This window comes from Proteus terrae subsp. cibarius (assembly GCF_011045835.1).
Classification (GTDB): Bacteria; Pseudomonadota; Gammaproteobacteria; order Enterobacterales; family Enterobacteriaceae; genus Proteus; species Proteus cibarius.
The window spans coordinates 192937-218510 of record NZ_CP047349.1 but is presented as its reverse complement, the minus strand read 5'-3'; the positions used below and the strand labels follow the sequence as shown (position 1 = coordinate 218510).

At 39.3% G+C, this 25574-nt stretch carries 21 protein-coding genes and 4 tRNA genes; 7 read left to right on the top strand and 18 right to left on the bottom strand.

Annotated elements, in window-relative coordinates; all coding sequences use genetic code 11:
* Position 1: 1 nt before the first annotated feature.
* On the bottom strand, positions 2 to 1831 hold the full coding sequence (recQ, locus tag GTH25_RS01110) for an ATP-dependent DNA helicase RecQ (protein WP_075672779.1): 1830 nt from the start codon (positions 1829 to 1831) through the stop codon (positions 2 to 4).
* A gap of 114 nt (positions 1832 to 1945) precedes the next feature.
* Positions 1946 to 2821 (bottom strand): phospholipase A, encoded by an 876-nt coding sequence (gene pldA, locus GTH25_RS01105; protein WP_164530272.1) that lies wholly within the window; start codon positions 2819 to 2821, stop codon positions 1946 to 1948.
* Positions 2822 to 3053: 232 nt separating this feature from the next.
* Between pldA and GTH25_RS01100 the strand changes: the two genes are divergently transcribed.
* Positions 3054 to 3521, top strand: coding sequence for a thioesterase family protein (locus tag GTH25_RS01100; protein ID WP_075672777.1), 468 nt, complete (start codon positions 3054 to 3056; stop codon positions 3519 to 3521).
* A gap of 145 nt (positions 3522 to 3666) precedes the next feature.
* Positions 3667 to 4560: an EamA family transporter RarD gene (gene rarD, locus GTH25_RS01095; protein ID WP_164530271.1), complete on the top strand. Its 894-nt coding sequence runs from the start codon at positions 3667 to 3669 to the stop codon at positions 4558 to 4560.
* Positions 4561 to 5115: 555 nt separating this feature from the next.
* Here rarD and uvrD read toward each other — a convergent pair.
* The 6 genes from uvrD to lptM form a co-directional block, all read right to left on the bottom strand.
* A complete protein-coding gene (gene uvrD, locus GTH25_RS01090) occupies positions 5116 to 7272 on the bottom strand; it encodes a DNA helicase II (RefSeq protein ID WP_099660291.1) in 2157 nt (718 codons plus the stop codon).
* 144 nt (positions 7273 to 7416) lie between these two features.
* The gene (yigB, locus tag GTH25_RS01085; RefSeq protein WP_075674322.1) at positions 7417 to 8133 is read right to left on the bottom strand and encodes a 5-amino-6-(5-phospho-D-ribitylamino)uracil phosphatase YigB; all 717 of its coding nucleotides are present in this window, start codon (positions 8131 to 8133) and stop codon (positions 7417 to 7419) included.
* Complete coding sequence (xerC, locus tag GTH25_RS01080; protein WP_075674323.1) at positions 8133 to 9056, bottom strand: tyrosine recombinase XerC; 924 nt, start codon at positions 9054 to 9056, stop codon at positions 8133 to 8135. The genes yigB and xerC overlap by 1 nt, the downstream gene beginning before the upstream one ends.
* A complete protein-coding gene (locus tag GTH25_RS01075) occupies positions 9053 to 9763 on the bottom strand; it encodes a DUF484 domain-containing protein (protein WP_075674324.1) in 711 nt (236 codons plus the stop codon). The genes xerC and GTH25_RS01075 overlap by 4 nt, the downstream gene beginning before the upstream one ends.
* A gap of 25 nt (positions 9764 to 9788) precedes the next feature.
* Positions 9789 to 10613 carry a diaminopimelate epimerase gene (dapF, locus tag GTH25_RS01070; protein WP_075674325.1) on the bottom strand — a complete coding sequence of 275 codons (825 nt, stop codon included), beginning with the start codon at positions 10611 to 10613 and terminating at the stop codon, positions 9789 to 9791.
* Between the two features lie 41 nt (positions 10614 to 10654).
* Complete coding sequence (gene lptM, locus GTH25_RS01065) at positions 10655 to 10822, bottom strand: LPS translocon maturation chaperone LptM (RefSeq protein WP_075674326.1); 168 nt, start codon at positions 10820 to 10822, stop codon at positions 10655 to 10657.
* 79 nt (positions 10823 to 10901) lie between these two features.
* Between lptM and cyaY the strand changes: the two genes are divergently transcribed.
* Positions 10902 to 11219, top strand: a complete 318-nt coding sequence (cyaY, locus tag GTH25_RS01060; protein ID WP_075674327.1) for an iron donor protein CyaY — start codon at positions 10902 to 10904, stop codon at positions 11217 to 11219.
* 81 nt (positions 11220 to 11300) lie between these two features.
* Here the strand turns inward: cyaY and GTH25_RS01055 are convergent, their stop codons facing one another.
* Positions 11301 to 13895, bottom strand: coding sequence for a class I adenylate cyclase (locus GTH25_RS01055; RefSeq protein WP_075674328.1), 2595 nt, complete (start codon positions 13893 to 13895; stop codon positions 11301 to 11303).
* A 996-nt stretch (positions 13896 to 14891) separates the two neighbouring features.
* Here GTH25_RS01055 and hemC point away from each other — a divergent pair.
* The 4 genes from hemC to hemY are packed head-to-tail and all read left to right on the top strand — an operon-like array spanning position 14892 to position 19081.
* The gene (gene hemC / locus GTH25_RS01050) at positions 14892 to 15833 is read left to right on the top strand and encodes a hydroxymethylbilane synthase (protein ID WP_164530270.1); all 942 of its coding nucleotides are present in this window, start codon (positions 14892 to 14894) and stop codon (positions 15831 to 15833) included.
* Positions 15830 to 16567: a uroporphyrinogen-III synthase gene (hemD, locus tag GTH25_RS01045; protein WP_075674238.1), complete on the top strand. Its 738-nt coding sequence runs from the start codon at positions 15830 to 15832 to the stop codon at positions 16565 to 16567. The genes hemC and hemD overlap by 4 nt, the downstream gene beginning before the upstream one ends.
* A 20-nt stretch (positions 16568 to 16587) precedes the next feature.
* A complete protein-coding gene (gene hemX / locus GTH25_RS01040; protein ID WP_075674237.1) occupies positions 16588 to 17856 on the top strand; it encodes a uroporphyrinogen-III C-methyltransferase in 1269 nt (422 codons plus the stop codon).
* 4 nt (positions 17857 to 17860) lie between these two features.
* Positions 17861 to 19081 carry a protoheme IX biogenesis protein HemY gene (hemY, locus tag GTH25_RS01035; protein WP_075674236.1) on the top strand — a complete coding sequence of 407 codons (1221 nt, stop codon included), beginning with the start codon at positions 17861 to 17863 and terminating at the stop codon, positions 19079 to 19081.
* Between the two features lie 82 nt (positions 19082 to 19163).
* Here hemY and GTH25_RS01030 read toward each other — a convergent pair whose 3' ends face one another.
* The 9 genes from GTH25_RS01030 to wzxE all read right to left on the bottom strand — a co-directional run bounded on the left by GTH25_RS01030 (position 19164) and on the right by wzxE (position 25572).
* Positions 19164 to 19481, bottom strand: a complete 318-nt coding sequence (locus GTH25_RS01030; RefSeq protein ID WP_075674235.1) for a hypothetical protein — start codon at positions 19479 to 19481, stop codon at positions 19164 to 19166.
* Positions 19482 to 20474: 993 nt separating this feature from the next.
* Positions 20475 to 20551: transfer RNA gene (locus tag GTH25_RS01025), tRNA-Pro, on the bottom strand.
* A gap of 28 nt (positions 20552 to 20579) precedes the next feature.
* A tRNA-Leu gene (locus tag GTH25_RS01020) sits at positions 20580 to 20666 on the bottom strand.
* Between the two features lie 22 nt (positions 20667 to 20688).
* Positions 20689 to 20764: transfer RNA gene (locus tag GTH25_RS01015), tRNA-His, on the bottom strand.
* A gap of 64 nt (positions 20765 to 20828) precedes the next feature.
* A tRNA-Arg gene (locus GTH25_RS01010) sits at positions 20829 to 20905 on the bottom strand.
* Between the two features lie 227 nt (positions 20906 to 21132).
* A complete protein-coding gene (gene wecG, locus GTH25_RS01005; protein WP_075674234.1) occupies positions 21133 to 21870 on the bottom strand; it encodes a lipopolysaccharide N-acetylmannosaminouronosyltransferase in 738 nt (245 codons plus the stop codon).
* On the bottom strand, positions 21870 to 23237 hold the full coding sequence (gene wzyE / locus GTH25_RS01000; protein ID WP_075674233.1) for an ECA oligosaccharide polymerase: 1368 nt from the start codon (positions 23235 to 23237) through the stop codon (positions 21870 to 21872). Before wzyE ends, wecG begins: the two co-directional genes overlap by 1 nt.
* Positions 23234 to 24319, bottom strand: coding sequence for a TDP-N-acetylfucosamine:lipid II N-acetylfucosaminyltransferase (locus tag GTH25_RS00995; protein ID WP_164530269.1), 1086 nt, complete (start codon positions 24317 to 24319; stop codon positions 23234 to 23236). The genes wzyE and GTH25_RS00995 overlap by 4 nt, the downstream gene beginning before the upstream one ends.
* Complete coding sequence (wzxE, locus tag GTH25_RS00990; RefSeq protein WP_156732983.1) at positions 24316 to 25572, bottom strand: lipid III flippase WzxE; 1257 nt, start codon at positions 25570 to 25572, stop codon at positions 24316 to 24318. The genes GTH25_RS00995 and wzxE overlap by 4 nt, the downstream gene beginning before the upstream one ends.
* Positions 25573 to 25574: the final 2 nt, after the last annotated feature.

Below are 25574 nucleotides of genomic sequence, written 5' to 3'. Positions count from 1 at the left end.
GTTATTCGAAGCCCTCAATATGGTCACGAATGAGTGTCATAAAAGCGGGTCCAAATCGTTCTAATTTTCGTTGTCCAACACCGTTTATTAATAACAGTTCATCTGGATAAACGGGGCACTGCTCTGCCATTTCAATCAATGTGACATCATTAAAGACGACAAATGGCGGAATGTTTTCTTCATCAGCAATAGATTTACGTAATTTACGTAGTTTCGCAAATAATTTTCTATCGTACTGTCTATGGGCATTTTTTGTTTGTTGATTACGGCTTTTGGTCGGGCTTAATAATCTCGGTACGGCTAATTGTAATGGTACTTCACCACGTAAGATTGGCCTTGCCATCTCTGTCAGTTGTAATGCTGAGCGATGAACAATATTTTGTGTCACCATACCTAGGTGAATAAGCTGACGAATAACACTCACCCAATGTTCATGACTTTGCGCTTTACCAATACCATAAACAGGTAATGTATCGTGTCCTGAATCTCGAATACGCTGATTATTCGCGCCTCTTAAAATTTCAACAATATAACCAATACCAAAGTGCTGACCAGTGCGATAAATACAAGACAGTGCCTTTTGTGCATCCACTAAACCATCATATTGCTTAGGAGGATCAAGGCAAATATCACAGTTACCACAAGCATTTTGTCGATGTTCATCGAAGTAATTTAGTAACACTAAGCGTCGGCATGTTTGAGCTTCAGCAAATGCTCCCATTGCATTAAGCTTATGCATTTCAATGGCTTTTTGATCGCTTTCTGGCTTTTCATCTAAACAACGACGCAACCACGCCATATCGGCGGGATCGTAAAATAATACAGCTTCTGCAGGTAATCCATCTCGCCCTGCACGCCCTGTTTCTTGATAATAAGATTCAATATTTCGCGGAATATCAAAGTGAACAACAAATCGGACATTGGGCTTGTTTATTCCCATACCAAACGCGACAGTCGCTACCACAATTTGTAAATCATCACGCTGAAAAGCGTCTTGTACTTTAGCACGTTGTGCAATTTCCATTCCGGCATGATAACCCGCGATGCTTAATCCTCGCTTACTCAGGCGCTCTGCTGTTTCTTCGACTTTATTGCGACTATTACAGTAAATAATGCCTGACTTTCCTTTCTGACCACGAATAAATAACCAAAGCTGATCAAGTGGTTTATATTTCTCTACTAAAGTGTAGCGGATATTCGGTCTATCGAAACTACTGATATGGATTAACGGATCACGCAACACTAGCTGATTAATAATATCGTAACGTGTTGTATTATCTGCAGTTGCCGTCAGAGCAATAATGGGAACATCAGGAAGATATTGTCTTAATAACCCTATGCCACGATATTCAGGACGAAAATCATGTCCCCATTGTGAAATACAGTGCGCTTCATCAACAGCGAGTAATACGGGTTTCCATTGCACTAATTGATGAAGAAAACTCTCCATCATTAAACGCTCAGGGGCAATATACAGCAGTTTTATTTCACCCTTTTGACAACGTATTTGAACATCAAACTGCTCTTCACGCGTTTGGGTTGAATTTAAATAAGCAGCTTCAATACCATGAAGGCAAAGTTGATCAACCTGATCTTTCATCAGTGAGATGAGTGGCGAAACAACCACGGTCAACCCATCGAGTAATAATGCGGGGATTTGATAACAAAGGGATTTTCCACCCCCTGTCGGCATCACAACTAGACAATCTCTCCCAGTGGTAATGGTATGGATGATTTCTTGCTGACCAGGACGAAACTGCTGATAACCAAAGGTTTCTCGCAAAATAGCCTGTGCCGATGGCATTGAATTAAGAACTTCTGCTGTGGACACACCGTTCCTCTGAAAAGCTGCTGATAAAAACTATGATGAGGAGTAAAAGAAAAGGCACCAATATGAAGGTGCCATCATCATTTATAGCGCTATGCTACCTCAGAATGGGGAAAATTACAGCATATCATTAAGCATCACACCAACACCGACCCGAGTCTGACGAAAGTTATAATCAATCATTGATTCGCCATAACCACTAAATACTTGGGTATAAAAGCGCACATGCTTAGTAATTGGGTAGCTCCAACCCAATTCAGCCGCACCATAACCACTATTCCAGTTATAACGTCCGGTCGCAGTGATCACACTTTCACCTAATCGATAGCCCGCTTTTAATCGGTAATAACCCATATAGCGATTAATCTCTGGATTATCATCACGTTGAGCACTTTCACTAAAGCGATACCAAGGTTTTAGATCAAGCTGTAAATTACCTTTTTGTACCATAAAACGTGCATAAGCACGGTTCCAACTACGAGATGTAGGATCAGAACGTCCATTCGACTCGTGGTTAAAGCCCATTTCTATTTCACGAAGAGTCCATCCCGCAAATTTATAGTCTGTTGCCCAACCTAGAAAAAGTTGCGGTTCGTAGTTTGTCTCACGAAAAGGGGCTGATTCTTTCTTATTACTTAATTGCCACCAAGAACGTTGAGTATAAGATGCTGCTAAAACAGAGTTTTCACCCGCAATGCCTCGCCATAACGGGAAAGCCAAACTAAGCTGAAATTTCACCTCATCTTTTTTAGCCTTATTCCCCCAATCATAGCTTTGAATAGCCTCTTTATTCATATCAGAGGTATCAGTGTAAATAATATAATTGGATTCATAAGGATAAAGAACAAAAGGTGAATCGTACTCTTGTAATAAACCAGAAATGATACTGCCCTGAACAAGCGGTGCAGGAGATGATGATGCTTGTATTTCGGATGCAAATCCCCATGCTGAATAGAATAAAGTCACCGCAAGTAAAGAACGGATGTAACGCATAGTTAATTATCCTGTTTCATTATTGAATAGTATAAAAGTTAGTACTTACTTTAAAATTAGTTCTTATATATATGCTTTATTACACTTTAGTGCCCATATTTTACACGTAATCGCCATTAAATCTCGTATATTTTCACACCATTATATTTATAGCACGAATGTGCAATTACGATTTTGTCATGTATTATTAACATAACATTAACTTAATGACGTGATATCAGGGGTTCTAAAAATGGAAAAACAGTTAACATTAGAAGAGGCTCAAACACTAATTGGTCATGTTTTTGTTTATAAGATGCCCTTTAACCAATTAATTGGCTTAGAGCTAGTTCGCTTTGAACAAGACTACGCTGAAATTCAATTTCGGTATCAAGATAAACTTGTTGGCAATATTGCCCAACGCATCTTACATGGTGGACTCATTGCTTCTGTACTTGATGTCAGTGCAGGACTAGTTTGTGTCGGTAACGCATTAACACGTTTGGCACCAATATCCCAAGAGCAACTCGAACAAAAACTCGCTAATATGGGCACAATCGACTTACGTGTTGATTATTTAAGACCAGGACGTGGAGAATGTTTTACAGCGAGTAGCCATATTTTACGCAGTGGCAATAAAGTGTCTGTTGCTCGTGTTGAATTACATAATGAAAAACAAGTTCATATTGCCAGTGGAACAGCAACCTATATTGTAGGTTAAGCCTTTATTAAAACCCATTGCGCACGATGATACTTGGATTAGTATTAATTACTTGTAAAAATACATGCCTAATGACACAGTAGATAATGTCATTGGGTATGATAACCCCGTCACACATTTCCTTTCCATCAATTCCAGAGATAGCATGAGCCAGAAAAACACGATGAAAGGCGTTTTATGTGCCTTAGGCGCCTATTTGATCTGGGGTATTGCCCCTGTTTATTTTAAAAGCATTCAAGAAGTGCCTGCAGAAGAGATCTTAACGCACCGTATTTTATGGTCGTTCTTTTTTATGTTGATTTTAATGACGATTAGCCGTCATTGGCCTTATTTACGCCAATTAATACGTCAACCTAAAAAAATTCTTCTTTTAGCACTGACCGCCGTCATTATCGCAACTAACTGGCTTACCTATATATGGGCGGTTAACCACGGCTATATGCTAGAAGCCAGTCTTGGTTACTTTATTAACCCACTGGTTAACGTACTGTTTGGTATGCTTTTCTTAAGTGAGCGTTTCCGTCGTATGCAATGGGTAGCAGTAGGTTTAGCATTTACTGGTGTATTTATTCAACTCTGGCACTTTGGTTCAGTACCTGTGATTGGATTAAGCCTCGCCGTGACTTTTGGTCTTTATGGCTTACTGCGTAAAAAATTGGGTGTTGATGCACAAACAGGCATGCTGGTAGAAACATTATGGCTATTCCCTGTCGCATTAGTTTATATCTTATTTTTCACACATTCGCCGACTAGCAATATGCTTGCAAATAGTTGGTCATTAAATACTTTATTAATTGCGGCCGGTATTATTACAACAGTACCACTATTGCTCTTTACAGAAGCGGCTCACCATCTGCGTTTATCAACCTTGGGCTTTTTCCAATACATTGGCCCAACTTTGATGTTTATTCTTGCCACAATGGTATATGGCGAAAAAATTGACGCGGAACGATTAGTCACCTTTGGCTTTATTTGGATTGCGCTGATCCTCTTTACGCTTGATGCGCTCTATACACAACGTCGATTAAGACGTAACTAACCTTCTAAAATACGCTCTTCCGTTAAATTACTAATTTGTATAAAAGCGGAAGAGAGTTTTTTCTTCTTATTTTTCCTCAATGAATTAGCACTCCTTGATATCTCCTCAACAGAACGATGAGAACGCCTAAATAACGTAGATATTACATTATTAATCAACTGAATATGGTTAGTGACAGCACTGTAATAGAGATTGAACCGGGGAATAAAATCACGCTGATGTCTCAATAATTTACAGTACAAATCTTCTTCAGATTTATTGATAGGTTTACTGGGATGATAAGTATCACAAAGAACTTCCTCAGTATTTTCGATCAATAATTCATTACTAGAAAAAGAGACAGGCGAAGTTCGCGAGCAAGTTATGGCAAAAGAGTAGGTATGAAAGAAGACACTAGAGAGCTTCATCAATTAATCCCATTAAGCAAGAATAGATAACGAGATTATTAAGTAACCAACGTGAACTTCCCTTAAAAAAACACCCTCAGCTTATCTATCAAATAAGCAAGGGTGTTTTTTTATATTGGGATAATGCTAGTTCACTTTAAATCAAGGCTTATTCCAGTCGAGCAAATGCTGCCACCAGCCATTTAATCCCTTCACCATTAAAAGCGATTTGTAGTCGGCAATGCTCACCGCTACCTTCAATATTGATAATGGTGCCATCACCAAATTTAGGGTGCTTCACACGTTGCCCAAGTGAATAGCCACTATCATTGCTGATAATAGGAGTGCCTAAACGACTATGATTAACAGGACGTGAAACTGTCGCACGTAAACGGACTTCTTCGACACACTCTTTAGGTAACTCACCAATAAAACGAGAAGGCCTATGGCTGACTTCTTTTCCATATAAACGGCGGTTTTCAGCGTAAGTAAGTGTTAACTTTTTCATTGCTCGCGTGACACCGACATAAGCCAAGCGACGTTCTTCTTCCAAACGCCCCCCCTCATCTAGCGACATTTGACTTGGGAACATCCCTTCTTCGACACCCACAATAAAGACTTGTGAAAATTCGAGCCCTTTAGCAGAGTGAAGTGTCATTAACTGCACGGCATCTTGATATGCATCGGCTTGGCTTTCGCCTGATTCTAATGCGGCATGTGAAAGAAACGCTTGCAAAGGCATTAAATCTTCGTCTTCATCTTGATAACTAAATTGGCGAGTCGCGGTGACTAGCTCTTCTAAGTTTTCAATACGAGCTTGTGCTTTTTCACCCTTTTCTTGCTCATACATCGCTTTTAAACCTGAATCACGAATAATTCGGTCTGTTTGCACATGTAATGGCATATCTGCTGTTTCAGAGGCGAGTGTTTCAATCAGTTCTAAGAATCGTTGAATTGCAGCAGTTGCACGTCCTGCCAACATTTTATGTTCGATAACCTGTAATGCGCTTTCCCATAAGGTAATTTGGTTATCTCTCGCGACTTGGCGAACAATATCTAATGTTCTATCACCAATACCCCGTGTTGGTGTATTCACAACACGTTCAAAAGAAGCATCATCATGGCGATTCGCCGTTAATCGCATATAAGAGAGGGCATCTTTAATTTCTTGTCGTTCAAAGAAACGCTGACCACCATAGATACGATATGGCATAGCGGCTTGTAATAACGCCTCTTCCATTATACGAGATTGGGCATTGCTACGATAAAGAATGGCACAGTCTGTTAGCGCACCACCTTCTTCTTGCCAGCGCTTAATTCGGCCAACAACATAACGCGCTTCATCTAAATCATTAAAAGCGCAATACAGCGAAATAGGCTCACCTTCTGCACCTTCAGTCCACAAGTTTTTACCTAATCTGTCACTGTTATTGGCAATAAGCGCATTCGCGGCTTTTAAAATGTTACTTGTAGAACGATAATTTTGCTCTAACCGGATAGTCTCTGCGCCAGGAAACTCATTTAAGAAATTTTGAATATTTTCAACTTGCGCACCACGCCAGCCATAAATAGATTGATCGTCATCACCAACAATCATCACTTTACCCGTTTGACCTGCGAGCATTCTTATCCATGCATATTGAATGCGGTTAGTATCTTGGAATTCATCAACCAAGATATTGGTAAAGCGATTTTGGTAATGCTCTAAAATTTGAGGTTTATTAAGCCAAAGTTCATGAGCGCGTAATAAAAGCTCAGCAAAATCCACCAGCCCTGCGCGATCACAAGCTTCTTGATATGCTTGATATACTTTCAACCACGTTGTTTCAACGGGATTACCATAGGTTTGAATATGTTGTGGTCGTAAACCTTCATCTTTTTTACCGTTGATATACCACATACCTTGACGTGCAGGCCATTGTTTATCATCAAGATCCATTGACTTAACAATACGACGAATAAGGCGATATTGATCATCACTGTCAATAATTTGGAAGTCTTGTGGTAAATTCGCATCAAGATAATGTGCGCGTAATAAACGATGAGCAAGGCTATGGAAAGTGCCAATCCACATACCGCCTTGACTTGTACCAATTAAGTCTTCAATACGATGGCGCATCTCTGCGGCGGCTTTATTGGTAAACGTCACAGCCATAATCGAAAAAGGAGAAGCTTGTTCAACAGATAATAACCAAGCAATACGATGTACCAGTACCCGTGTTTTACCACTACCTGCACCAGCTAACACCAACATATTAATACGAGGTGCGGCTACTGCTTCGCGCTGTTTATCGTTAAGGCCTTCTAGCAGATATGAGACGTCCATAATTACCAATCATTTAGTGAAGAAAATACTGTGGATATATACAGAAATAGAGAGTAAGCAACAAACTAACAGGAATTCACGCGCTATGCAAAATAAAGCCTTTTTTAACCACGTGTATCTGTGCCATTCTTACCGAATATCACATTAAACGAGTTCTATCAGTTTGCTTAAATCTGTAATTTCAATATGTGGCATTACTCTGGTTTCACCTTCTTCAAACAAACTACGGTTATCAAGGTTAATCCAGCACGCTTGTAATCCACTATTAACGGCGCCCTCGACATCTGTTACAAGGTGATCACCCACATGTAGGATTTTCTCATGTGGAAGATTTAACAGTGAAGCAGCTTTATCAAACATATCAGGATAAGGCTTAGAGCGACCATCCGGGCCAGCTTTTAAAATATGTGAAAAATACTGCCCTAGACCACAACTTAATGGGTTTGCATTACCATTTGTAATCGCAATTAATGGTATCTTCTGCGCCAACTCTGTGAGAACTTGGTGGGTATTTTTAGGTACATTAATGCGACTACGCCAATAAGCAAAGTGCGCCATAATTTCATCAGCACCTTGTTGTGCTTTGGCTTCACTGTAGTTGTAATCTAACAGCATATTTCTCGCCGCAAGCCAACGCCACTGCGTAATATCATGAAAAATATCAGGATTGTTTTCTATAAGTGGCTTTTTATAGGCATTCACATCTTTTTCTGTGAAATGATTAAAACGCAGATCATATTGACGAATAAAATCCATCGTCTCTTTTTCAGTTCTGTCCATTACTGGCACATTGTCATACAGTGTGTCGTCTAAATCAAAAGTCATCGCAGCAATTGGCGTCAGAGTTCTGTAAAAGCGCATTATGATTTTTCTCTCTTAGCTCTCGGATGAGCAGCATCATAGACTTTCGCTAAATGCTGAAAATCTAAGTGGGTATAGACTTGCGTGGTCGATAAATTAGCGTGCCCTAATAATTCTTGTACAGCACGTAAATCACCACTCGATTCCAATAAATGCGTAGCAAACGAGTGACGTAATTTATGAGGATTTACATGGCTACTTAGTCCTTGTTTAATACCCCAAAGTTCAAACCGTTTTTGTACACTGCGCACAGATAAACGCTTACCGCTTTGGGTTGAGATAAAGACAGCTTTATCCTCAGGTGCATAGAGCTCTCGCATCGGAAACCAATTCTGTAACCACTCTATCGCTTTTCTTCCTAACGGTACTTTTCGTTCTTTACTTCCTTTACCTAAAACACGAACCTCACCTTCATTCATGTCGATATCGCTCATGTTTAAGTTAGTCAATTCTGATAGACGCAATCCTGCACCATACATCACTTCCAGCATGGTTCTATCTCTAACAGAAAGAGGATCTTTTAAGTCGATATTCATCAATTGGCTAACTTCATCGACATCCATATTTTTAGGAAGATGACGACCAGATTTAGGTGTGCGAATACCTTTTGCTGGATTAACCTCTAACATTCCCTGTGCCACTTGCCAATCAAGAAAGCTACGTAACGCCGAAAAGCGCAAAGCAAGACTAGTCGGTTGTAACCCACTACGATGACTTTTCGCTAGTAACATACGTACATGTTGGCTTTCAAGTGATACCCATTGTGTGATTTTCATCGCTATCATCATTTGCGCTAATGCAGTTAGTTGTCGATGATAATTTTCTACGGTGACAGGACTTAATCGGCGTTCAACTTGAATATAACGCAGGAATTGTTCGATAGAGACAGAGAGTGTTTCTGGAATGTCTATTGGCTGGTTCATTGCCTTGCAACCCAACGAAGTAACAATTCTGGTAAAATATGAGCGAGCTTATCAAGCATTACAGTTCCCATTCCTTCCTGAAAGTGTTGGTTATCTCGGCTATTAAAAATAATCACCCCCAAATCACCATAATGCCCTAGCAATGAGAGTGCAACAGAACCTGAGCGTCGTACATTAGGCATCAATAACATGATCTCTTGCCCGTTTAATGTACCTAAATAGTGATTATCATCGCCCATACGCTGAATGCGAAAATGTTCAAACGCTTGGCGAGATAATGGTAGGTCTTGTGCATCCAAAGGTGGCTGTAATTGCCAGCGATCGGTAAATAGGCGTAATTGAACTGAATAAAGCCCTAATCCCTTAGCCCACAGGTTTAAGCGTTCTAGCATTTCGTGAAGAGAAGCACTGTTGGATAGTTCAGAAATTAATAATAAGAGTTGGCTAAACAGTGCTTCATTTTCAGAGGCTTGTTCTATCAACAAACGCATATCTTCTTCAAGATAATGGATGCGGTTACGCTGGCGCGACATTATCCATTCGACTAAAGAAACGGTTCCTCTGACGGGATGAGGAACTTGCATTTGCTCAATATAACTTGCATTACGGATAAAAAAGCCAGGATGCTCCCTGAGGTAACGGATCACTTGTTGATCATTAAGTTCGTTTGTTTCAGGGCAACAGAACTGCTCATTTTTATCCGTCATACAGATAGCCTCTCAAAAAATAATATTATAGCTGAATGATCCCATCATAAATATGCGTCGCAGGCCCAGTCATATAAAGAGAGTTACCCTCTCCTTTCCATTCAATTAGCAACGATCCACCCGGTAAAGTTACCTTCACTCGTTTATCTAATAAACCTTGTGAAATACCAATTGCAACTGCTGCACAAGCCCCGCTACCACAAGCTTTCGTTTCGCCAGCACCACGTTCAAACACCCGTAAATGAAGGTTACTTCTGTCTACGATTTGCATAAAACCAATATTAGCACGTTCAGGGAACCGTTCATGTTGCTCTAACACTGGCCCTAACAACTCAACTTCTGCTGTTTTAATATCCTCAACCTGAATAACGCAATGAGGATTTCCCATTGAAACGACACCGCACAATACAGTGCGTTCCATTGCCCTGATAATATAGGTCTTTTCTGCCTTTTGTGCACGGAAAGGGATTTTTTGAGGTTCGAACTCAGGTTCGCCCATATTGACGCACACATCGTCATTGTCCATAACATTCAAAGTCATTCTGCCAGACTGTGTACTGACTTTTATCTCTCTTTTGTTTGTAAGGCCTTTTAATCTCACAAATCGAGCAAAGCAACGAGCACCATTACCGCACTGTGCAACTTCACTTCCATCTGCATTAAAAATGCGATAATGGAAATCGAGTTCGGGATCATAAGGTGCTTCAACCACCAACAATTGATCAAACCCAACACCAGTATGGCGATCTGCTAATCGACAGATTAATTCTGGTGAAAAATAAACATTTTGAGTCACAGCATCGACCACCATAAAGTCGTTGCCAAGACCATGCATTTTTGAAAATTGCATCTTGCCCCTGCCTGAAACGAAGTTACCGTTTCTAAGATTGACTAATTGGTCTGAGTTGAGACGCTCTCAACTTGCTGGGTTGGCTGGGATGACTGTGTCATTTTTGCCTGAGTATCTTCAGGAGGGAAATAAAGAGGGCCTTTCAAGCCACAACCAGAAAGAGAAATCAGTGTTATTATAGCAAGAGTGCAACGTAAATACGTTTTCATTCGAAATCTGCCTGTCATTTATTTGGTTAATATCCTCTATAATCGCAGTTAGATCTCGAAAAGCAAATAGGAAATGAAGATGAACGACAGTGAATTTCACCAATTAGCTGACGAACTCTTGTCAGAAATAGAACAAACTATTGATAATTATGAAGGTGACGCAGATATTGATTGTGAAATCAATGGCGGTGTAATGACATTAACCTTTGAAAATAATAGCAAAATTATTATTAATCGTCAGGAAGCGTTTCATCAAGTTTGGTTAGCGACACGCTCTGGTGGATATCACTTTGATTGGAAAGATGAACAATGGATTTGTGATAGAAGTGGCGGTGAATTTTTAACCATGCTAGCGCAAGCGATAGCAGAACAAAGTGGGGAAGCGTTTTCTTTCTAAGAAACGCAGTTAGCCACAACAGTTAACTACAATAATGGGAGCTATCAAGGCTCCCATTTGTATTAACTGATTTGTACTCAATTAAGAGTGTTGCACCGCTTTGTAATCTGTAAATCCGTGGGCAATAACATTCATCTCAGGTTGGGCTTCTTTACTACCCAGATCGGATAATTTACCAAAGGATCCACCCGCAAAAGGTAACACTTGTGTTGATCCTTCCACTTTCACAATTTGATAAAACTGTGGCAGATTAAAATTAATAAAGCTTGAGCCGTATGTGAATCGGTCATGAGATGAAGAGTAGAAACGGCTAACATCTTTCACTAACTCTTCTTTACTTCCCTCACAATGGGAATAAATTTCAACGCGATTTGCTTCATCTAAGATATAGATATTAAAGACATTATTATCTTCTGTGGTTTCAAAGAAAAATTGAATAATCCCTTCGCAAGCAAAACCATCAATCACCGCAGGTAAATAGCGAGCATCTTTATCTAATTTAACCGGCAATCCATGAAGTTTGTTATATGAAATTGCACCATAAAACTCGATCGCATTTTCTAATTTTTGTACCGACACATTGAGGCGTTCAAAAAACAATCCCCACGTTTGCCCAGCAATACGTAAAGCTTTAAAACGTCCTGGCTCTAAACGATTTGTTGATAACCGCAATTCAATACATTCCGAGACTAACTGCTGGACACGAGTACGAATTAAACCCCGCAAATGTTGGCTATAACAAAATACTTCAACAGAAGCAGGTGGAGCCGCATCTTGGTGCATTTTACCTAAAATCGTTTTTAGCGATTCCAACATAGATTGTGTACCACTGAAATGGAGAGTTCTGACCTCATTCCAAGAGTTACGATACAACAAATCAATGCTACCAATAAGACACTGCTCTTTTTCACCGAAACTAAAGACATCGAGTTTTCTAAAATCAAAGTGAACCACTTGATCAGAAAAACTCTCTGTTGGGTCAGTTTCCAAATTAACAATAATCGCGAGATGTCGAATTTCACAAGGGCTATACAGTGCTTTCGGTGTTGGTGCAGGTAAACGAATTGGGAAATGGCTCGACATATCCCTAACTAATTCATGCAGTTTAATTTCATCACAAGAGGATTCTCCTTGATGAATATAAACTCGAGACTCTTTCGTTAACAACCCATTAAAGTAAGACCATGCCACTAATTTATTTAAATAGCGGTTATATTCTAATGGTTGATGTCCAACGATATTTTCAAAATCAGGGGCACGATTATATAGATACCATCCGCTACGATTTGCTCGACCTTGTGGCACATAAATAAAGGTTAAATGTGACTCTGATAAATCAGGTGATATCTGTGGATTAACCAGTGTAACTTTACCGGGTAATGCCTCAAACGCAGCGTAAAGTTTGCGAGTTAAGACACCAATATCTTGTGGACTTGCGCTAACACTTAAATTATTACGACGTGCAAAACGAATAAGATTACGATAGCTTTGCATCATCGTATCTAATAATTCATTGTGTGCATCGCGCACTCGCTCGATTTTCCAACTATCACGCGTATCAAGTACGGTTAAGCGTTCATTATCCCATTGCCATTGAGTAACCAATTGCGATAAGACTTGTCGTCTCCAGCCTTCTGGCTCGTTTTGTGTTTTTTCGTTAGATAATTTTTCACACACTTTCAGATAGAAGCAACGACGGATAAGATCAAGGCGAGTTAAATCATTGATAGAAACCAAATAGCGAGTGACACGCTCAAGCATCATACAATAAGCATCTAAACCGTAATTGACGATTTCGCCACGATGTAGATGTTGCTTCATTTCTAATGCCAGCAATTTTCCATTAGGATAATCCGCTGAATAGGCTTCTAATAAAATACTTTTTAGTACCGCTTTATAAGGCGAATCGACACTTTTATAGAGTTGCCATAAACTTGCGCCAAAATACTCTTCAGCAGAAAGTTCACCTAACCCCCCTAGATCTAGCCATTCATTTGGCGTTAAGACACCTTGAGCATAAAGGGAGTTAACATATTCGTCATAATGATGCTCTTCTTCAATAGGCACCATCGTCCATAGTAAGCGCTTGCCTGCTAGACGTACCGCTGTACGATAAAACTCATCAAGTAAAAGAATATGTTGGGTAGAGCCACAATCTTCTCCACCTAAGCTACCGCTTGCATGATGACGAAATCTATTTTCATCAATTAAGAAAAACGTAACATCAATACCAAGTTCGCCAGCCCATTGCTCAATTAATTGGCATTTGCGTTGTAAAAGTGCACGTTCACCTTGATCTAGCCATGATTGATGGCAGACCCAAATATCAATATCAGAGCAGTGACTTTGACCAATAGAAGAAGTACTCCCCATTGAATAGATACCAGTAATTGGCAACTCTCCATTGGCGTATCCATCCATCGGATTATCACATAATGCGTTAACCAGCTTATTCGCCCATTGACGTTGCATGTCATCAGGTTCAAAGAAACATGTACCGTGAGGAACATTTCCTTGTATGTAGCCGGGCAACTCAGGATGGTGGTAATGTAATAAAACAGGAATTAAACCATAGACCTGTTTAAAAACATCACACATCGATGCAAATGCTCGTTCCAGTCTGAGTTGATTAATCGCATCCAGCCGTTGCTTCAGTGTTTCAATATAAAGATACAAGAGTTTCGCCTGAACAATACTAAGAAGATAGTAGAATCTGAGTTTATAAGTGACCAAGGTTGAGTTAGGTATATTAATAGATAAAACTTTACTAACAAAATCTCGGAAACGTGATCAATTTAACACCTTGAGCGCAAGGCGTAAAGAGGAACTCAAAATATAGCACCAAGATCTAAAAGTGATATTTAAGCGCTTAATCGTGTAAAGCCAACAGATAAATATCTTTATAATCATAAGGATAAATTATTCCACCCATAAAAAAAATGATAAAAAAAATCTCTCAATCCTCCCTTTACCCCACAAAAACCCCTGTTTACTTGATGATGAAACTAAAAATAAATTTTGACAAAACATAAAAAATAGATAAAAAAGTAAAAATAAAAGCAACCAATTGATAATAATAGATTATTTCTATTTTTTGATTATTTTCTATATTTCCGATTAAAATAAGAATTCTATTTTTAATATTGCGATAATAATATTTAAAATAATATTTAATTTTTATTAATTATTTATTTAATCCAAGAATAAATTCTTTTTTTTATTTTAATTATTTCTCCTTCTTTTATTTAATAATATTTTTGTTAAAATTTATCGTGTTTTTATATATAAAAAAATAATAAGGAAGATAAGAGGATTTAAAATAATGGTTGTTTTATCAATATGTTCAGATTAAATATGATATTTACATCATCTTCTACTTACTGAATGTTAAAAAAATTAACCTAATGTTTTATTTTTGTAAATAACCACACTTTTTATATAGATATAAGAAGAATAAAATTCTAAAAATAACTAAACTCAATAGTATTCATTGATAATTTACTTATTTTCTATTTCCTTTTTCTTTTTTTCTTTTTCGATAATGACCTCATTTCTTTCGTTATAATCACGACACAAAGCGCCTTAACTGGAAAATTGGGCCTTAAAGTGTTAAAACAATGCCTTATTTCTAAACAAAAATATCGCTAATCGCTCGGAAGAGATAATACTATTATGTCAAAAAGTACCATCCGTATTGCTACCCGCCAAAGCCCTCTTGCTATGTGGCAGGCACTTTATGTGAAAGAACAACTACAACTTACTCATCCAGGTTTAGTCGTCGAATTAGTACCGATGGTCACTAAAGGTGACATCATTCTAGATACACCTTTAGCTAAAGTAGGTGGTAAAGGACTATTCGTAAAAGAATTAGAACTTGCTCTACTTGAATCGCGGGCAGATATTGCCGTTCACTCTATGAAAGATGTTCCTATTGATTTTCCAGAAGGTTTAGGGTTAGTTACTATTTGTGAACGCGAAGATCCCCGTGATGCTTTTGTCTCTAATCATTATAATTCTTTAGACGAACTGCCAGCAGGTAGCATTGTAGGTACATCCAGTTTACGCCGCCAATGCCAATTAAAAGCACAACGCCCAGATCTAATTATTCGTGATTTGCGAGGCAATGTAGGTACTCGCTTAGGAAAATTAGATAATGGCGATTACGATGCCATTATTCTTGCTGTTGCTGGCTTAAAGCGCCTAGGTCTTAACGAGCGTATTCGTACACCATTATCTGCAGAGCAATCCTTACCCGCGGTTGGACAAGGAGCTGTTGGTATTGAGTGTCGCTTAGATGACAATGAAACTCGCCAGCTATTAGATGCTCTCAATCACACACGCACCGCAGTTTGCGTTAAATCGGAGCGTGCAATGAATACTCGTCTTGAAGGCGGTTGCCAAGTTCCTATTGGAAGCTATGCCATTTGGCAAGATGACAAAATTTGGTTACGTGCTTTAGTCGGTTCTCCTGATGGTGAAACTATTTTGCGTGGCGAACGTTTAGTTACCCCAGAAGAGGCAGAAACTGCGGGTATCTCATTGGCTGAAGAGCTTTTAGATAAAGGTGCGCGAGCTATTTTAACCGCCGTGTATCAAGGTAGCACACCTGCATGAGTATTTTAATCACTCGCCCCAATCCAGCAGGAGAGGCATTAACTCAGCGCTTAATTGATGCGGGGAAAACAGCCTTTCAAGCACCTTTAATCGAGATCACTGCGGGTCGTGAACTCCCTTTATTAGATGCTAAACTAAAAGGATTAAGAGCGGGTGATTGTATATTTTTACTTTCCAAAAATGCGGTGTCATACGCAAACTGGCAGCTAAATCAATTACAACAATCATGGCCAGATACGCTATCCTATTATGGAATAGGCCAAAGCACAGCGAAAGATTTCCAACATTTAAGCAGTCTTCCAATTTGCTACCCTGAGCAAGGAGAAACCAGTGAAGATCTTCTCCAACTTCCTGCACTTAATCAGGTGAAAAACAAACGAATATTACTGCTTAGAGGTAACGGTGGTCGTGATTTACTCGCAACAACATTGAGTCAACGAGGTGCGATCGTTGATGAATGTGAATGTTACCAACGTCTATTTATTAATTATTCCCCTGAAGACTTTGCGCTTCAATGGGAAAAAGCGCAGGTTGATACGCTTGTTGTCACTAGCGGTGAAATGTTACAACAACTCTTTGATCTGGTCGCTGAATCTAAAAAAGCATGGCTGTTAAACTGCCATTTACTTGTGGTCAGTGAACGATTAGCAACAATAGCAAAAACATTAGGGTGGGAAACCGTCACCGTTGCTGAAAGTGCCAATAATGATGCTTTATTTCATGCATTAATATAGAACCTAAATGAGACGCCGATATGACGGAACAGAAAAATACGAATGATAATGACTTGCCAAAAGATGCAGCTAAAGCTGATGAGAATGTCCGCTATCAGGAAGTCAAACCTGTTAATAACAAGCGCTCAGGTCTAATTGGAAGTGCTGTTGCTATCCTTGTTATTTTAGCAATCGGTGGTAGCCTTTATTATTACACCAATCAACAAGCATCAAAGCTGAGTGTAGAAAATCAATCACTCAAATCTGAGCTTGCCCAATTACAACAACTCCAAAATACTTATCAACAACGCTTTGACAATATTGATAGCATGTTTAACTCACAAAAACAGACTATCGATAAATTACAAAACGAGCGCCAAACGACAGAGCGTCAAATTCAAGATCTACAAACACGATTTGCTGCTATTTCCAGTGCAGACGTCAAAAGCTGGTTATTAGCTCAAGCCGATTTTATGGTGAAAATGGCTGGTCGTAAGTTATGGAATGATCAAGATGTCGTGACCGCTGTAAGTCTACTAAAAGGTGCTGACAGTAGCTTAGCGGAAATGAACGATCCGAGTTTACTTGAAATCCGTCGTGCTATTAATGAAGATATCAGCAGTTTAGCCGCACTCACCAAAATTGATAATGATGGCATCATCTTACAATTAAACCAGTTAGCGAATCAGATTGATAATCTCCGTTTAGCCGGTTTAGAGCGTAACGGCTCACCAATGGATAAAAACGACGAAACCATTTCAGGTTCACTTTCTGATTGGAAACAAAATCTAAGTAAGAGCTGGAAAAGCTTTATGGATGATTTTATTACCATTCGTCGCCGTGATACCGCATCAGTTCCTTTATTAGCACCTAATCAAGATGTCTATTTACGTGAGAATATCCGTTCACGTTTATTAATTGCTTCTCAAGCCGTGCCTCGTCACCAAACTGAAACTTATCAGCAATCTCTGGAAGCGGTATCCACTTGGGTACGAGCTTATTTTGATACCTCTGATCCAAGTACAACCGCATTTCTAGATACGGTATCTGAATTAGAGAAGCAACCTATTACGCTTGCAATGCCATCAGAATTGAAAAGCCCGACACTGCTAGAGAAACGTGTAGAAAAGCAAATTCGCAATTTACTGGCACAAAATGAGTATGCAGAGCCACAAGTGGCTGAAGCGCAAGCTGTTGAAGCCCAAGATGCCCAACCCGTAGAGGCTGAGCATAATGCATCAGAGAACGTGCAAGATGCTGCGGCTGATAGTGCAACGACTGATACACCAGTAACACAACAAGGAGAATAAGCTTATGTTAAAAATACTGCTCCTTTTTGTGGTGCTTATTGCCGGCATCATTTTTGGTCCACTCTTGGCAGGCCACCAAGGTTATGTGCTTATACAAACTGATGATTGGGATATTGAAACCAGTGTAACCAGCCTTGTTATTATGTTTGTTTTATTGCAATTAGCACTGTTACTCATTGGTTGGAGCTATCGCCGTTTTATTGGTACAGGGTCAAAAGCATATAGTTGGTTTTCTTTCCGTAAACGTAATCGTGCACGTAAACAAACCAGCATGGCATTAATGAAATTAGCGGAAGGTGATTTTAAAGAAGTTGAAAAACTGATGAGCCGTAATGCAGATTATGCAGAACAGCCCGTTGTAAACTACCTATTAGCCGCTGAAGCCGCACAGCAACGTGGTGATGAATTTCGAGTTCAGCAACACCTTGAACGTGCAGCTGAACTTGCCGATACCAATCAGCTTCCTGTTGATATCACACGAGTGCGTATTTTATTAGCACAAAACGAAAATCATGCAGCACGTACTGGAGTTGATGAATTATTAAATCAAGCACCACGCCATCCTGAAGTGTTACGTCTTGCAGAAGTCGCTTATACACGAACAGCAGCTTGGCAAGCATTGCTTGATATCATTCCTTCTATGCAAAAAATTGCATTACATACGGATGATGAACTAGAGCAATTACGCCAAAAAGCCTATATCGGTATTATGGGACAGAAAATGTCCGAAAATGGCTGTGATGGGTTGAAGAATTGGTGGAAAGCACAACCGCGTAAAGTACATCACGATAATGCATTACGTGTCGTTTTAGCTGAACACCTTATTGAGTGCAACGATCCAGAGACTGCTCAAACGATCATCTTAGACGGCGTTAAACGTCAGTATGATGAACGATTGATCTTACTATTACCTCGTTTAAAAAATACAGATGCCAATGTTATTTTGAAAGTACTCAATTCATTAATTAAACAACATGGGCCAACGCCATTACTCAATAGCACATTAGGTCAGATTGCAATGCAACAAGGACAATGGGCTCAAGCTGAAGAAGCTTTCCGTAATGCGTTAAAGCAACGTCCTGATGTCCATGACTTTGCGTGGCTTGCTGATGCATTAGATAAACAGAAAAAATCTGAAGAGTCTGCGAAAGTACGTAAAGATGCTTTATTAATGACACTGAAAAAAGATTCTGTCATTTTTGAAGAGCCGAAAAAAAGTAAATAAACTCATTCGATAAGAACGTGATCATAAATTGTTTGAGCGACTGATTTAAAAACCCTCTTTATTGAGGGTTTTTTTATTTGATTTAAAAGCCATGTTGAAATAGCAATACCACTTCTACACATAAAGTCAAAAATACATACACCCAAGCAATTCGATAAAAACGAGTGGGTATTCCCTTCTCATTTTCTTGCTTAAATGACAGGTAATGTTTTCTCGCCTGATAAAACACAACAATATAAATCAGAGCGATCCCCTGACAAAGAAAAGCCACATATTTTGCCCATGATTTACCACCAATAATGAGCACGATAAGAGGGATCAAAAAGAATAATAGTGGGCCAAACTTCTCTATAAGAAAGAGTTTTTCTTGTGCAAGATATGCTTTTTGTTTATTTATCATAATGATGCTATCTCCAATCTACCCTTGAGCTGGATAATAGCGTGATAATGCGATGAATACAAAATGGATGTGTGGTTGGTATATAAAAAAACGCCTGTATAAAACTATACAGGCGTATAAATATACAATCAGGTCTACAGACGGATGGTGCCTCACTCAACGTTTCGTCCTGTTGATGATGAATGATGTTCATCGTTAACGTGGACGTAGGCACCGAATAATCGGCTCTGCATCATTCCTAGGTTTATGAAGCCATACGCTGTCATAAGGAGTGGAATGAGCATCTACAAAATAGATAGTGCATTAAGCATGCCAATTTTTCATTTTTTATGAAAAATATTCTCTCTCTAAAAAAGCATAAGGTAACTTATTGAATTTTAGTTTTCCTTTCTCGCTTCACTCATTTTCAATGATAAAAAATCTATAGCCTGTGCTTTCATCATGCTATTGCTAAATAGAAAAGAAAATATAGGGTCTGATATACGTCTCTTTTTCACGACAAGAAAAACACACCAACTATTTAACCACTTAAAATCAATGGGTTAAATGTCTCCTATTGGAGACAATAAAAATGACGAGTGTTGGCATTTACCGACAAACAAAATAAAAGCCTTATATTTCATATAATTACGGCCAATTATTTTACGTATTTTACCTATCTTTTTATGAAGATTAAAATTCGGCAATAAATTAAATTATTAATAGCCCTTAAGTGTCAAGGATGGCATTTTTGTTAAAAACGTCATTTGGGCTTTCTTATCTGGAACACATAACAATAAATAAAAATATGAAAAGAGTAACGAATTATAGAAGTAGAAGTAGAAGTAGAAGTAGAAGTAGAAGTAGAAGTAGAAGTAGAAGTAGAAGTAGAAGTAGAAGTAGAAGTAGAAGTAGAAGTAGAAGTAGAAGTAGAAGTAGAAATGGTGTTACGACTTTTAAAAAGGCAAATCGTAGATACGAAAAAGCCTCGATATAATCGAGGCTTTTTCTTATTGGTCGGCGAGAGAGGATTCGAACCTCCGACCCACTGGTCCCAAACCAGTTGCGCTACCAGGCTGCGCTACTCGCCGTCTGCATTACTGCTCTTATCTTGTTTATTGGTGCGAAGGGGGGGACTTGAACCCCCACGTCCGTTAAGACACTAACACCTGAAGCTAGCGCGTCTACCAATTCCGCCACCCTCGCATAAACAATAACTAAGATAAGATGGGGTGGCTAATGGGACTCGAACCCACGACAACTGGAATCACAATCCAGGGCTCTACCAACTGAGCTATAGCCACCATAACAGCTATCTTATTACTTCTTACAACAACGTTCTTCACCGTAACTCTTAGCACGCTTTAATGGCGCGCCCGACAGGATTCGAACCTGAGACCTCTGCCTCCGGAGGGCAGCGCTCTATCCAGCTGAGCTACGGGCGCTTCACGCCGTTGCGGGAGAGGATAGTACGGATTTACGCTCTGTCTGTCTAGTGCTTTTTGAAAAAAAAAGTTTGTTTGACGATACTTTGTGCATTTCGTCGATAAATGGAGCGTTTTTACACGCTAAACGCCCCATCAGTATAATAATTAAACAATAAAGATGCTAGATAAAAGCGTGAATAAATCATTTACTCAGTCACACCTAACAAAAAAAGAGGCAATCCCTATTACAATTTATTGGAATAGTAATACCCAACGAATTTTAACAGCTTAAATTGACGCTTAATTCGGCTTGGTTGTGATAACAAACGATATAACCACTCTAATCCAAGATTTTGCCATGCTTTCGGTGCTCTTTTAACATGGCCTGTAAATACGTCATAAGTTCCACCAACACCCATGTATAAAGCATCAGGGTAAATTTCACGACATGCACGAATAAATAACTCTTGCTTAGGTGATCCCATGGCAATAGTTACTATCTTCGCACCAGAGGCCTTTATACGCTCAAATAACGCCTCTCTATCTTGTGGCGTAAAATAACCGTTCTGGCTACCTACAATATTTACATTCCACTGTGCTTTAAGCTTATCTTCGGTTTGAGAAAGAATTTCAGGTTTACCACCAACAAGAAAGACAGGAGTTCCCTCTTTACCCGCTCTTTCCATCAACGCTTCCCATAAATCCGCACCAGCAATACGAGAAACCGCTGCATCAGGGTATTTACGACGAATACCTCGCACCACACTAATACCATCCGCATAAAGATAATCAGCTTCATTGAGTAATTCATTAAGTGCTGAGTCTGTTTCTGCTGTGAGAATTTTTTCTGCATTAATGGCAATCAGAGAGCCATTTTTTATTTGTGCTCCTTCATAGAGATAATCCAGAAAATGAGCCATATCGCGAAATCCCCAGATATTATGTCCGCGGATTGAATACTTCGGAATTGAATTGGATCCCATTACTTTTCCTTTTTCTCTAAACAACGAGGTTCACTTTGTATTTGACGAGTCACGTAATTACGCACTAATCCCGCGCTTTCAAATAACCAATAAAGCAGTTTGGCAACCACCAAACATAAACCAAAAATTAAACAGAAAAACACAACGCGAGAAACGAAAGAATCAACACCTTCTCGTGCCAAAACAATCATATTAAAAATAGCCCCAAAGCAAAAAGCTTGCAAAATAGCCGATTTATAACGATTGCTTTCATTGAGCCCTTGCTGATATAGCCAATCAAACCACTTAATAATCAGTCCTACAACAATCGCGCCCAATGGGATGAAGGCAATGCCCCCCATAACAACCAGAGAGCCTATTAAGGTCGGCGAAATAGCAAGACCCGCATGATAATTAAGCACTTCCCATGTAAAGTAGTTTGCTGAATTCAGCACGACATCTGGGCGTTCTGGCCATACCCAAGAAGGAATAAAGACATAAAAATCACGAATAATCGGTGCAAGTCCTTGAAACTCAATCTTGTCATAATTATTAAGTAATAAAGCTAGATTTTCCCAAGGAGAGAACGTATCACGAGTGAGGTATAAGAAAGTATAGAATGCCTCTGCACCACTCACATCAAGGCCATAGCGTTTTAATGCCAACCAGAACATTCCAACAATACTCATAACCCCTGCGGCAACCAGCATCCATAAGGTTATCCAGCCACGGACAATACCGATAAACAAAAACAGCGCAAAAGCGATGATGATATTAGCGCGGGTTCCACCCACGATAATATAGGTTAAGATCCCAAAACCCACCGTTGCACAAAGGAAGAAAATCCATCGTTGTTGAGTGGGTTTTAAGAAATAAACCACCAGCATTGCTGGGATAAAGAAATAGAAAAAGCGCTTAAGCGCAACACCTGACACTTGGCTTGAAAAAATTTGGCTATACGTTTTAAGCTTAAAGAGTAAAAAGCCATTTTGTAGAAAGAAAATTCCCACAGTTACAAACGCAATTAATGCCAATAAAATCCAAGTAAGGTTGGTTTCTACTCTATTCATCGTAAATAGAGACCTAGAAGGGCCGTCAACCGCTTTTCTCAGTCTTACCTTATAGGTTACATAATAAATGGCATAGAAGCTGGTAGAGGCTAATAGCGCGTATAATAATGAATCAACGGGTACAACTGCGACATCAAATTGGAATACCAACATACAAGTCAGCGGGAAACCAAAATAAAAGGTCAACAGATAGAGCATTGAGAAAAAAACATTAAAATTAAAGCGAACTCGACGAAACTCTTGATAAGTCAGCAATAAAATAAAACTTAAAGAGATAAAATAAACAAGTGCTAAGCCACCCAGTTCCGCCAATGTCATTGCGGCTCTCCTGTACTCATCTCAATTAACTCTTTCCAACCATCCGTGAAGTTAGGCGCAAAGAAGGCAATATTTTGACGATCAAGCATCAGCAATTGACGTTTAGCCTCTTCAATCAGCGCAACATCTAATTTGTCCCCTGAGAAAAAAACAGGAACACTTTGCTCAGTTAAGTCCTGCCAAAATGGATTTTGACGACTAATAACAAAAGGGATCGCAAATTGAATAAGCAGACAAAGCGTGCCAATACCTTGTTGACGGTGGAAAATAAAATAGCCTAAGTCACATGTTTTCAATAACGCGAGATAATCATCAAATGCCAATTTGTCACGTAATATTTCAACCTGATTATAGGGAAGCAATTGGCTAGCTGCTTGGGCTACTTCATTAATATAAACGTGATTATTTTCAGGATATCCCATTGGAATAATCACTTTTGCTCGCGTTCCATATTGCTCGGCAATTGCCTGTAAAGCTTCAATATGGCGATTCGATCTATCCCCTGAATTACCCACAATAATGGTGATCTGTTTTTCATCAATAGGCGCTTTTTCTGTCACCGTAAGCGCAGGATCCATTCTTGTTGGGAAATAGAGCAAATTGGCTGGAATATTAACGTTAAATTGTGCGAAGTAATTCAGATCCCCTCGTGTACCAAATACTCGACCCACACGTTTTTGAGCGAGTTTACGAAGAAGATAGAAGAGTTTAAATTTTAACTGTTTAGAATCCTGATATAAATCAGCACCCCAAATATGCCACCAAAATTGATGACGTTTGATCTTGCCAGTTAATAATGCCAGCCAAATAGGCGCATTAAACTGACCTAAAAAAAGGAATCGTTGGTGAGTATCGGCTTTGGCCAATGTGACCACTCTCTGTGCAACCTGCTTTTTATCAGCTAAACACTCAATATCTAAAGCTGGGTAGCTTTCTTGCAGTGAAGTATTTTTACTGGCAACGATAAAACGAGGTTTATACGTTAACCCCGCCTCAGTCACGAGGTGGTCGTTAAAAAACCGTAACATTGTGTTGTTATGATGCACAATGTCTGAACCTAGTACGTAAATCAAAGTTGTCATTTGCGCCTGCAATAAATCACGAAAACAGAACTACAGAGAAGGAAGTAAATAATATACGTTGCCATGTAGGCTTGAGCGGCACCTAATGCACCATGCTCAGGAATAAGCCAACGCGAAAATAGCGTCAATAGGGCAAACTGACTTACTTCTGTAAGGATATAAAAACGTAATGCCGCTTTTGCGATGACCAGATAACCAAAGACATAAGCGCCTACTTTTAAAACATCGCCAACAAGCTGCCATGCAAATAAATCACGCATAGCGACAAATTTATCTGAAAACAGTAACCAAATCGCAAAATCACGTAATAACCACACCATAAAACTCGCAACGGCTACTGCAGGTAATACAAACTTCAGTGATTTAACGATCTCTTTGGTAATATCACTCTTTTGCGTTAATCGAGAGAGTGTTGGCAATAAATAAACAGAAAAAGATGCGGTAATAAATTGCAAATAAGCATCTGAAATACTGGTCACTCCTTGCCAAATCCCTACGTCTTCCCAGCTATAGTGCTCAGCAAGTAAGTTACGCATCATGATATAAGCAACGGGTAATGTAATCGATGTTAATATCGCCATAATGGTAAACTTACCAAGATGACCTGCTATCGCCTTATCCCAATGAGGTTTAAGCTCGCTTAAAGCGAAGCGCTTACGCTTTGCTACTAAAAATGTAGCAGGAAATAAAATAAGTGCAGGTACTAATGCAAGTCCAATTAATGCACCGTGATAACCCGCAAATAAATAGCACAAATAATAAGCAACAACACCAATAATGCTACCAGCAATCACTGATAAGGCATTACCTGCCGCATCACGATAACCTTTTAAGATGGCAAGAAAATAGTTGCTATATGCTATCCCCATTTGAATAAAAGCAACGGCTCTTACAATATCCTGATATTGATGATAACCATCACCAAATAGCACTTGGCTAATGGGAGCAGAAAAAAGAAGAAATAAAATAGCTAATAGTGTAGAAAACAGCAAAATCATGGATGATGAAGTACCCAACACTTTTTTGCGTTGAATATCATCATCTTGATATTGTGCGATTAATTTTGTCACACCATTAAAAATACCCGCACCAGATAAGACACCTAGTACGGTGATTAATTGACGAAAGTTACCTGCTAACCCGACCCCTGTTGGCCCAAAAGAGACTGCAAGTAACTTGACGACAAGCAGACCAGCCCCGATTTTTATCAGGGTTGATCCGGCTGTCCAAATTGATGCTTTGGCTAACGACATAA

Excerpts from the sequence above, each read along its gene's own strand:
- hemD (WP_075674238.1), top strand. The coding sequence starts at position 15,830 with ATGAGTATTTTAATCACTCGCCCCAATCCAGCAGGAGAGGCATTAACT.
- GTH25_RS01075 (WP_075674324.1), bottom strand. The coding sequence starts at position 9,763 with ATGACGGATAAAAATGAGCAGTTCTGTTGCCCTGAAACAAACGAACTT.
- dapF (WP_075674325.1), bottom strand. The coding sequence starts at position 10,613 with ATGCAATTTTCAAAAATGCATGGTCTTGGCAACGACTTTATGGTGGTC.
- yigB (WP_075674322.1), bottom strand. The coding sequence starts at position 8,133 with ATGCGCTTTTACAGAACTCTGACGCCAATTGCTGCGATGACTTTTGAT.
- pldA (WP_164530272.1), bottom strand. The coding sequence starts at position 2,821 with ATGCGTTACATCCGTTCTTTACTTGCGGTGACTTTATTCTATTCAGCA.
- hemX (WP_075674237.1), top strand. The coding sequence starts at position 16,588 with ATGACGGAACAGAAAAATACGAATGATAATGACTTGCCAAAAGATGCA.
- xerC (WP_075674323.1), bottom strand. The coding sequence starts at position 9,056 with ATGAACCAGCCAATAGACATTCCAGAAACACTCTCTGTCTCTATCGAA.
- GTH25_RS01030 (WP_075674235.1), bottom strand. The coding sequence starts at position 19,481 with ATGATAAATAAACAAAAAGCATATCTTGCACAAGAAAAACTCTTTCTT.
- wzyE (WP_075674233.1), bottom strand. The coding sequence starts at position 23,237 with ATGACATTGGCGGAACTGGGTGGCTTAGCACTTGTTTATTTTATCTCT.
- wecG (WP_075674234.1), bottom strand. The coding sequence starts at position 21,870 with ATGGGATCCAATTCAATTCCGAAGTATTCAATCCGCGGACATAATATC.
- rarD (WP_164530271.1), top strand. The coding sequence starts at position 3,667 with ATGAGCCAGAAAAACACGATGAAAGGCGTTTTATGTGCCTTAGGCGCC.
- wzxE (WP_156732983.1), bottom strand. The coding sequence starts at position 25,572 with ATGTCGTTAGCCAAAGCATCAATTTGGACAGCCGGATCAACCCTGATA.
- uvrD (WP_099660291.1), bottom strand. The coding sequence starts at position 7,272 with ATGGACGTCTCATATCTGCTAGAAGGCCTTAACGATAAACAGCGCGAA.
- GTH25_RS00995 (WP_164530269.1), bottom strand. The coding sequence starts at position 24,319 with ATGACAACTTTGATTTACGTACTAGGTTCAGACATTGTGCATCATAAC.
- hemC (WP_164530270.1), top strand. The coding sequence starts at position 14,892 with ATGTCAAAAAGTACCATCCGTATTGCTACCCGCCAAAGCCCTCTTGCT.
- GTH25_RS01100 (WP_075672777.1), top strand. The coding sequence starts at position 3,054 with ATGGAAAAACAGTTAACATTAGAAGAGGCTCAAACACTAATTGGTCAT.
- lptM (WP_075674326.1), bottom strand. The coding sequence starts at position 10,822 with ATGAAAACGTATTTACGTTGCACTCTTGCTATAATAACACTGATTTCT.
- hemY (WP_075674236.1), top strand. The coding sequence starts at position 17,861 with ATGTTAAAAATACTGCTCCTTTTTGTGGTGCTTATTGCCGGCATCATT.
- cyaY (WP_075674327.1), top strand. The coding sequence starts at position 10,902 with ATGAACGACAGTGAATTTCACCAATTAGCTGACGAACTCTTGTCAGAA.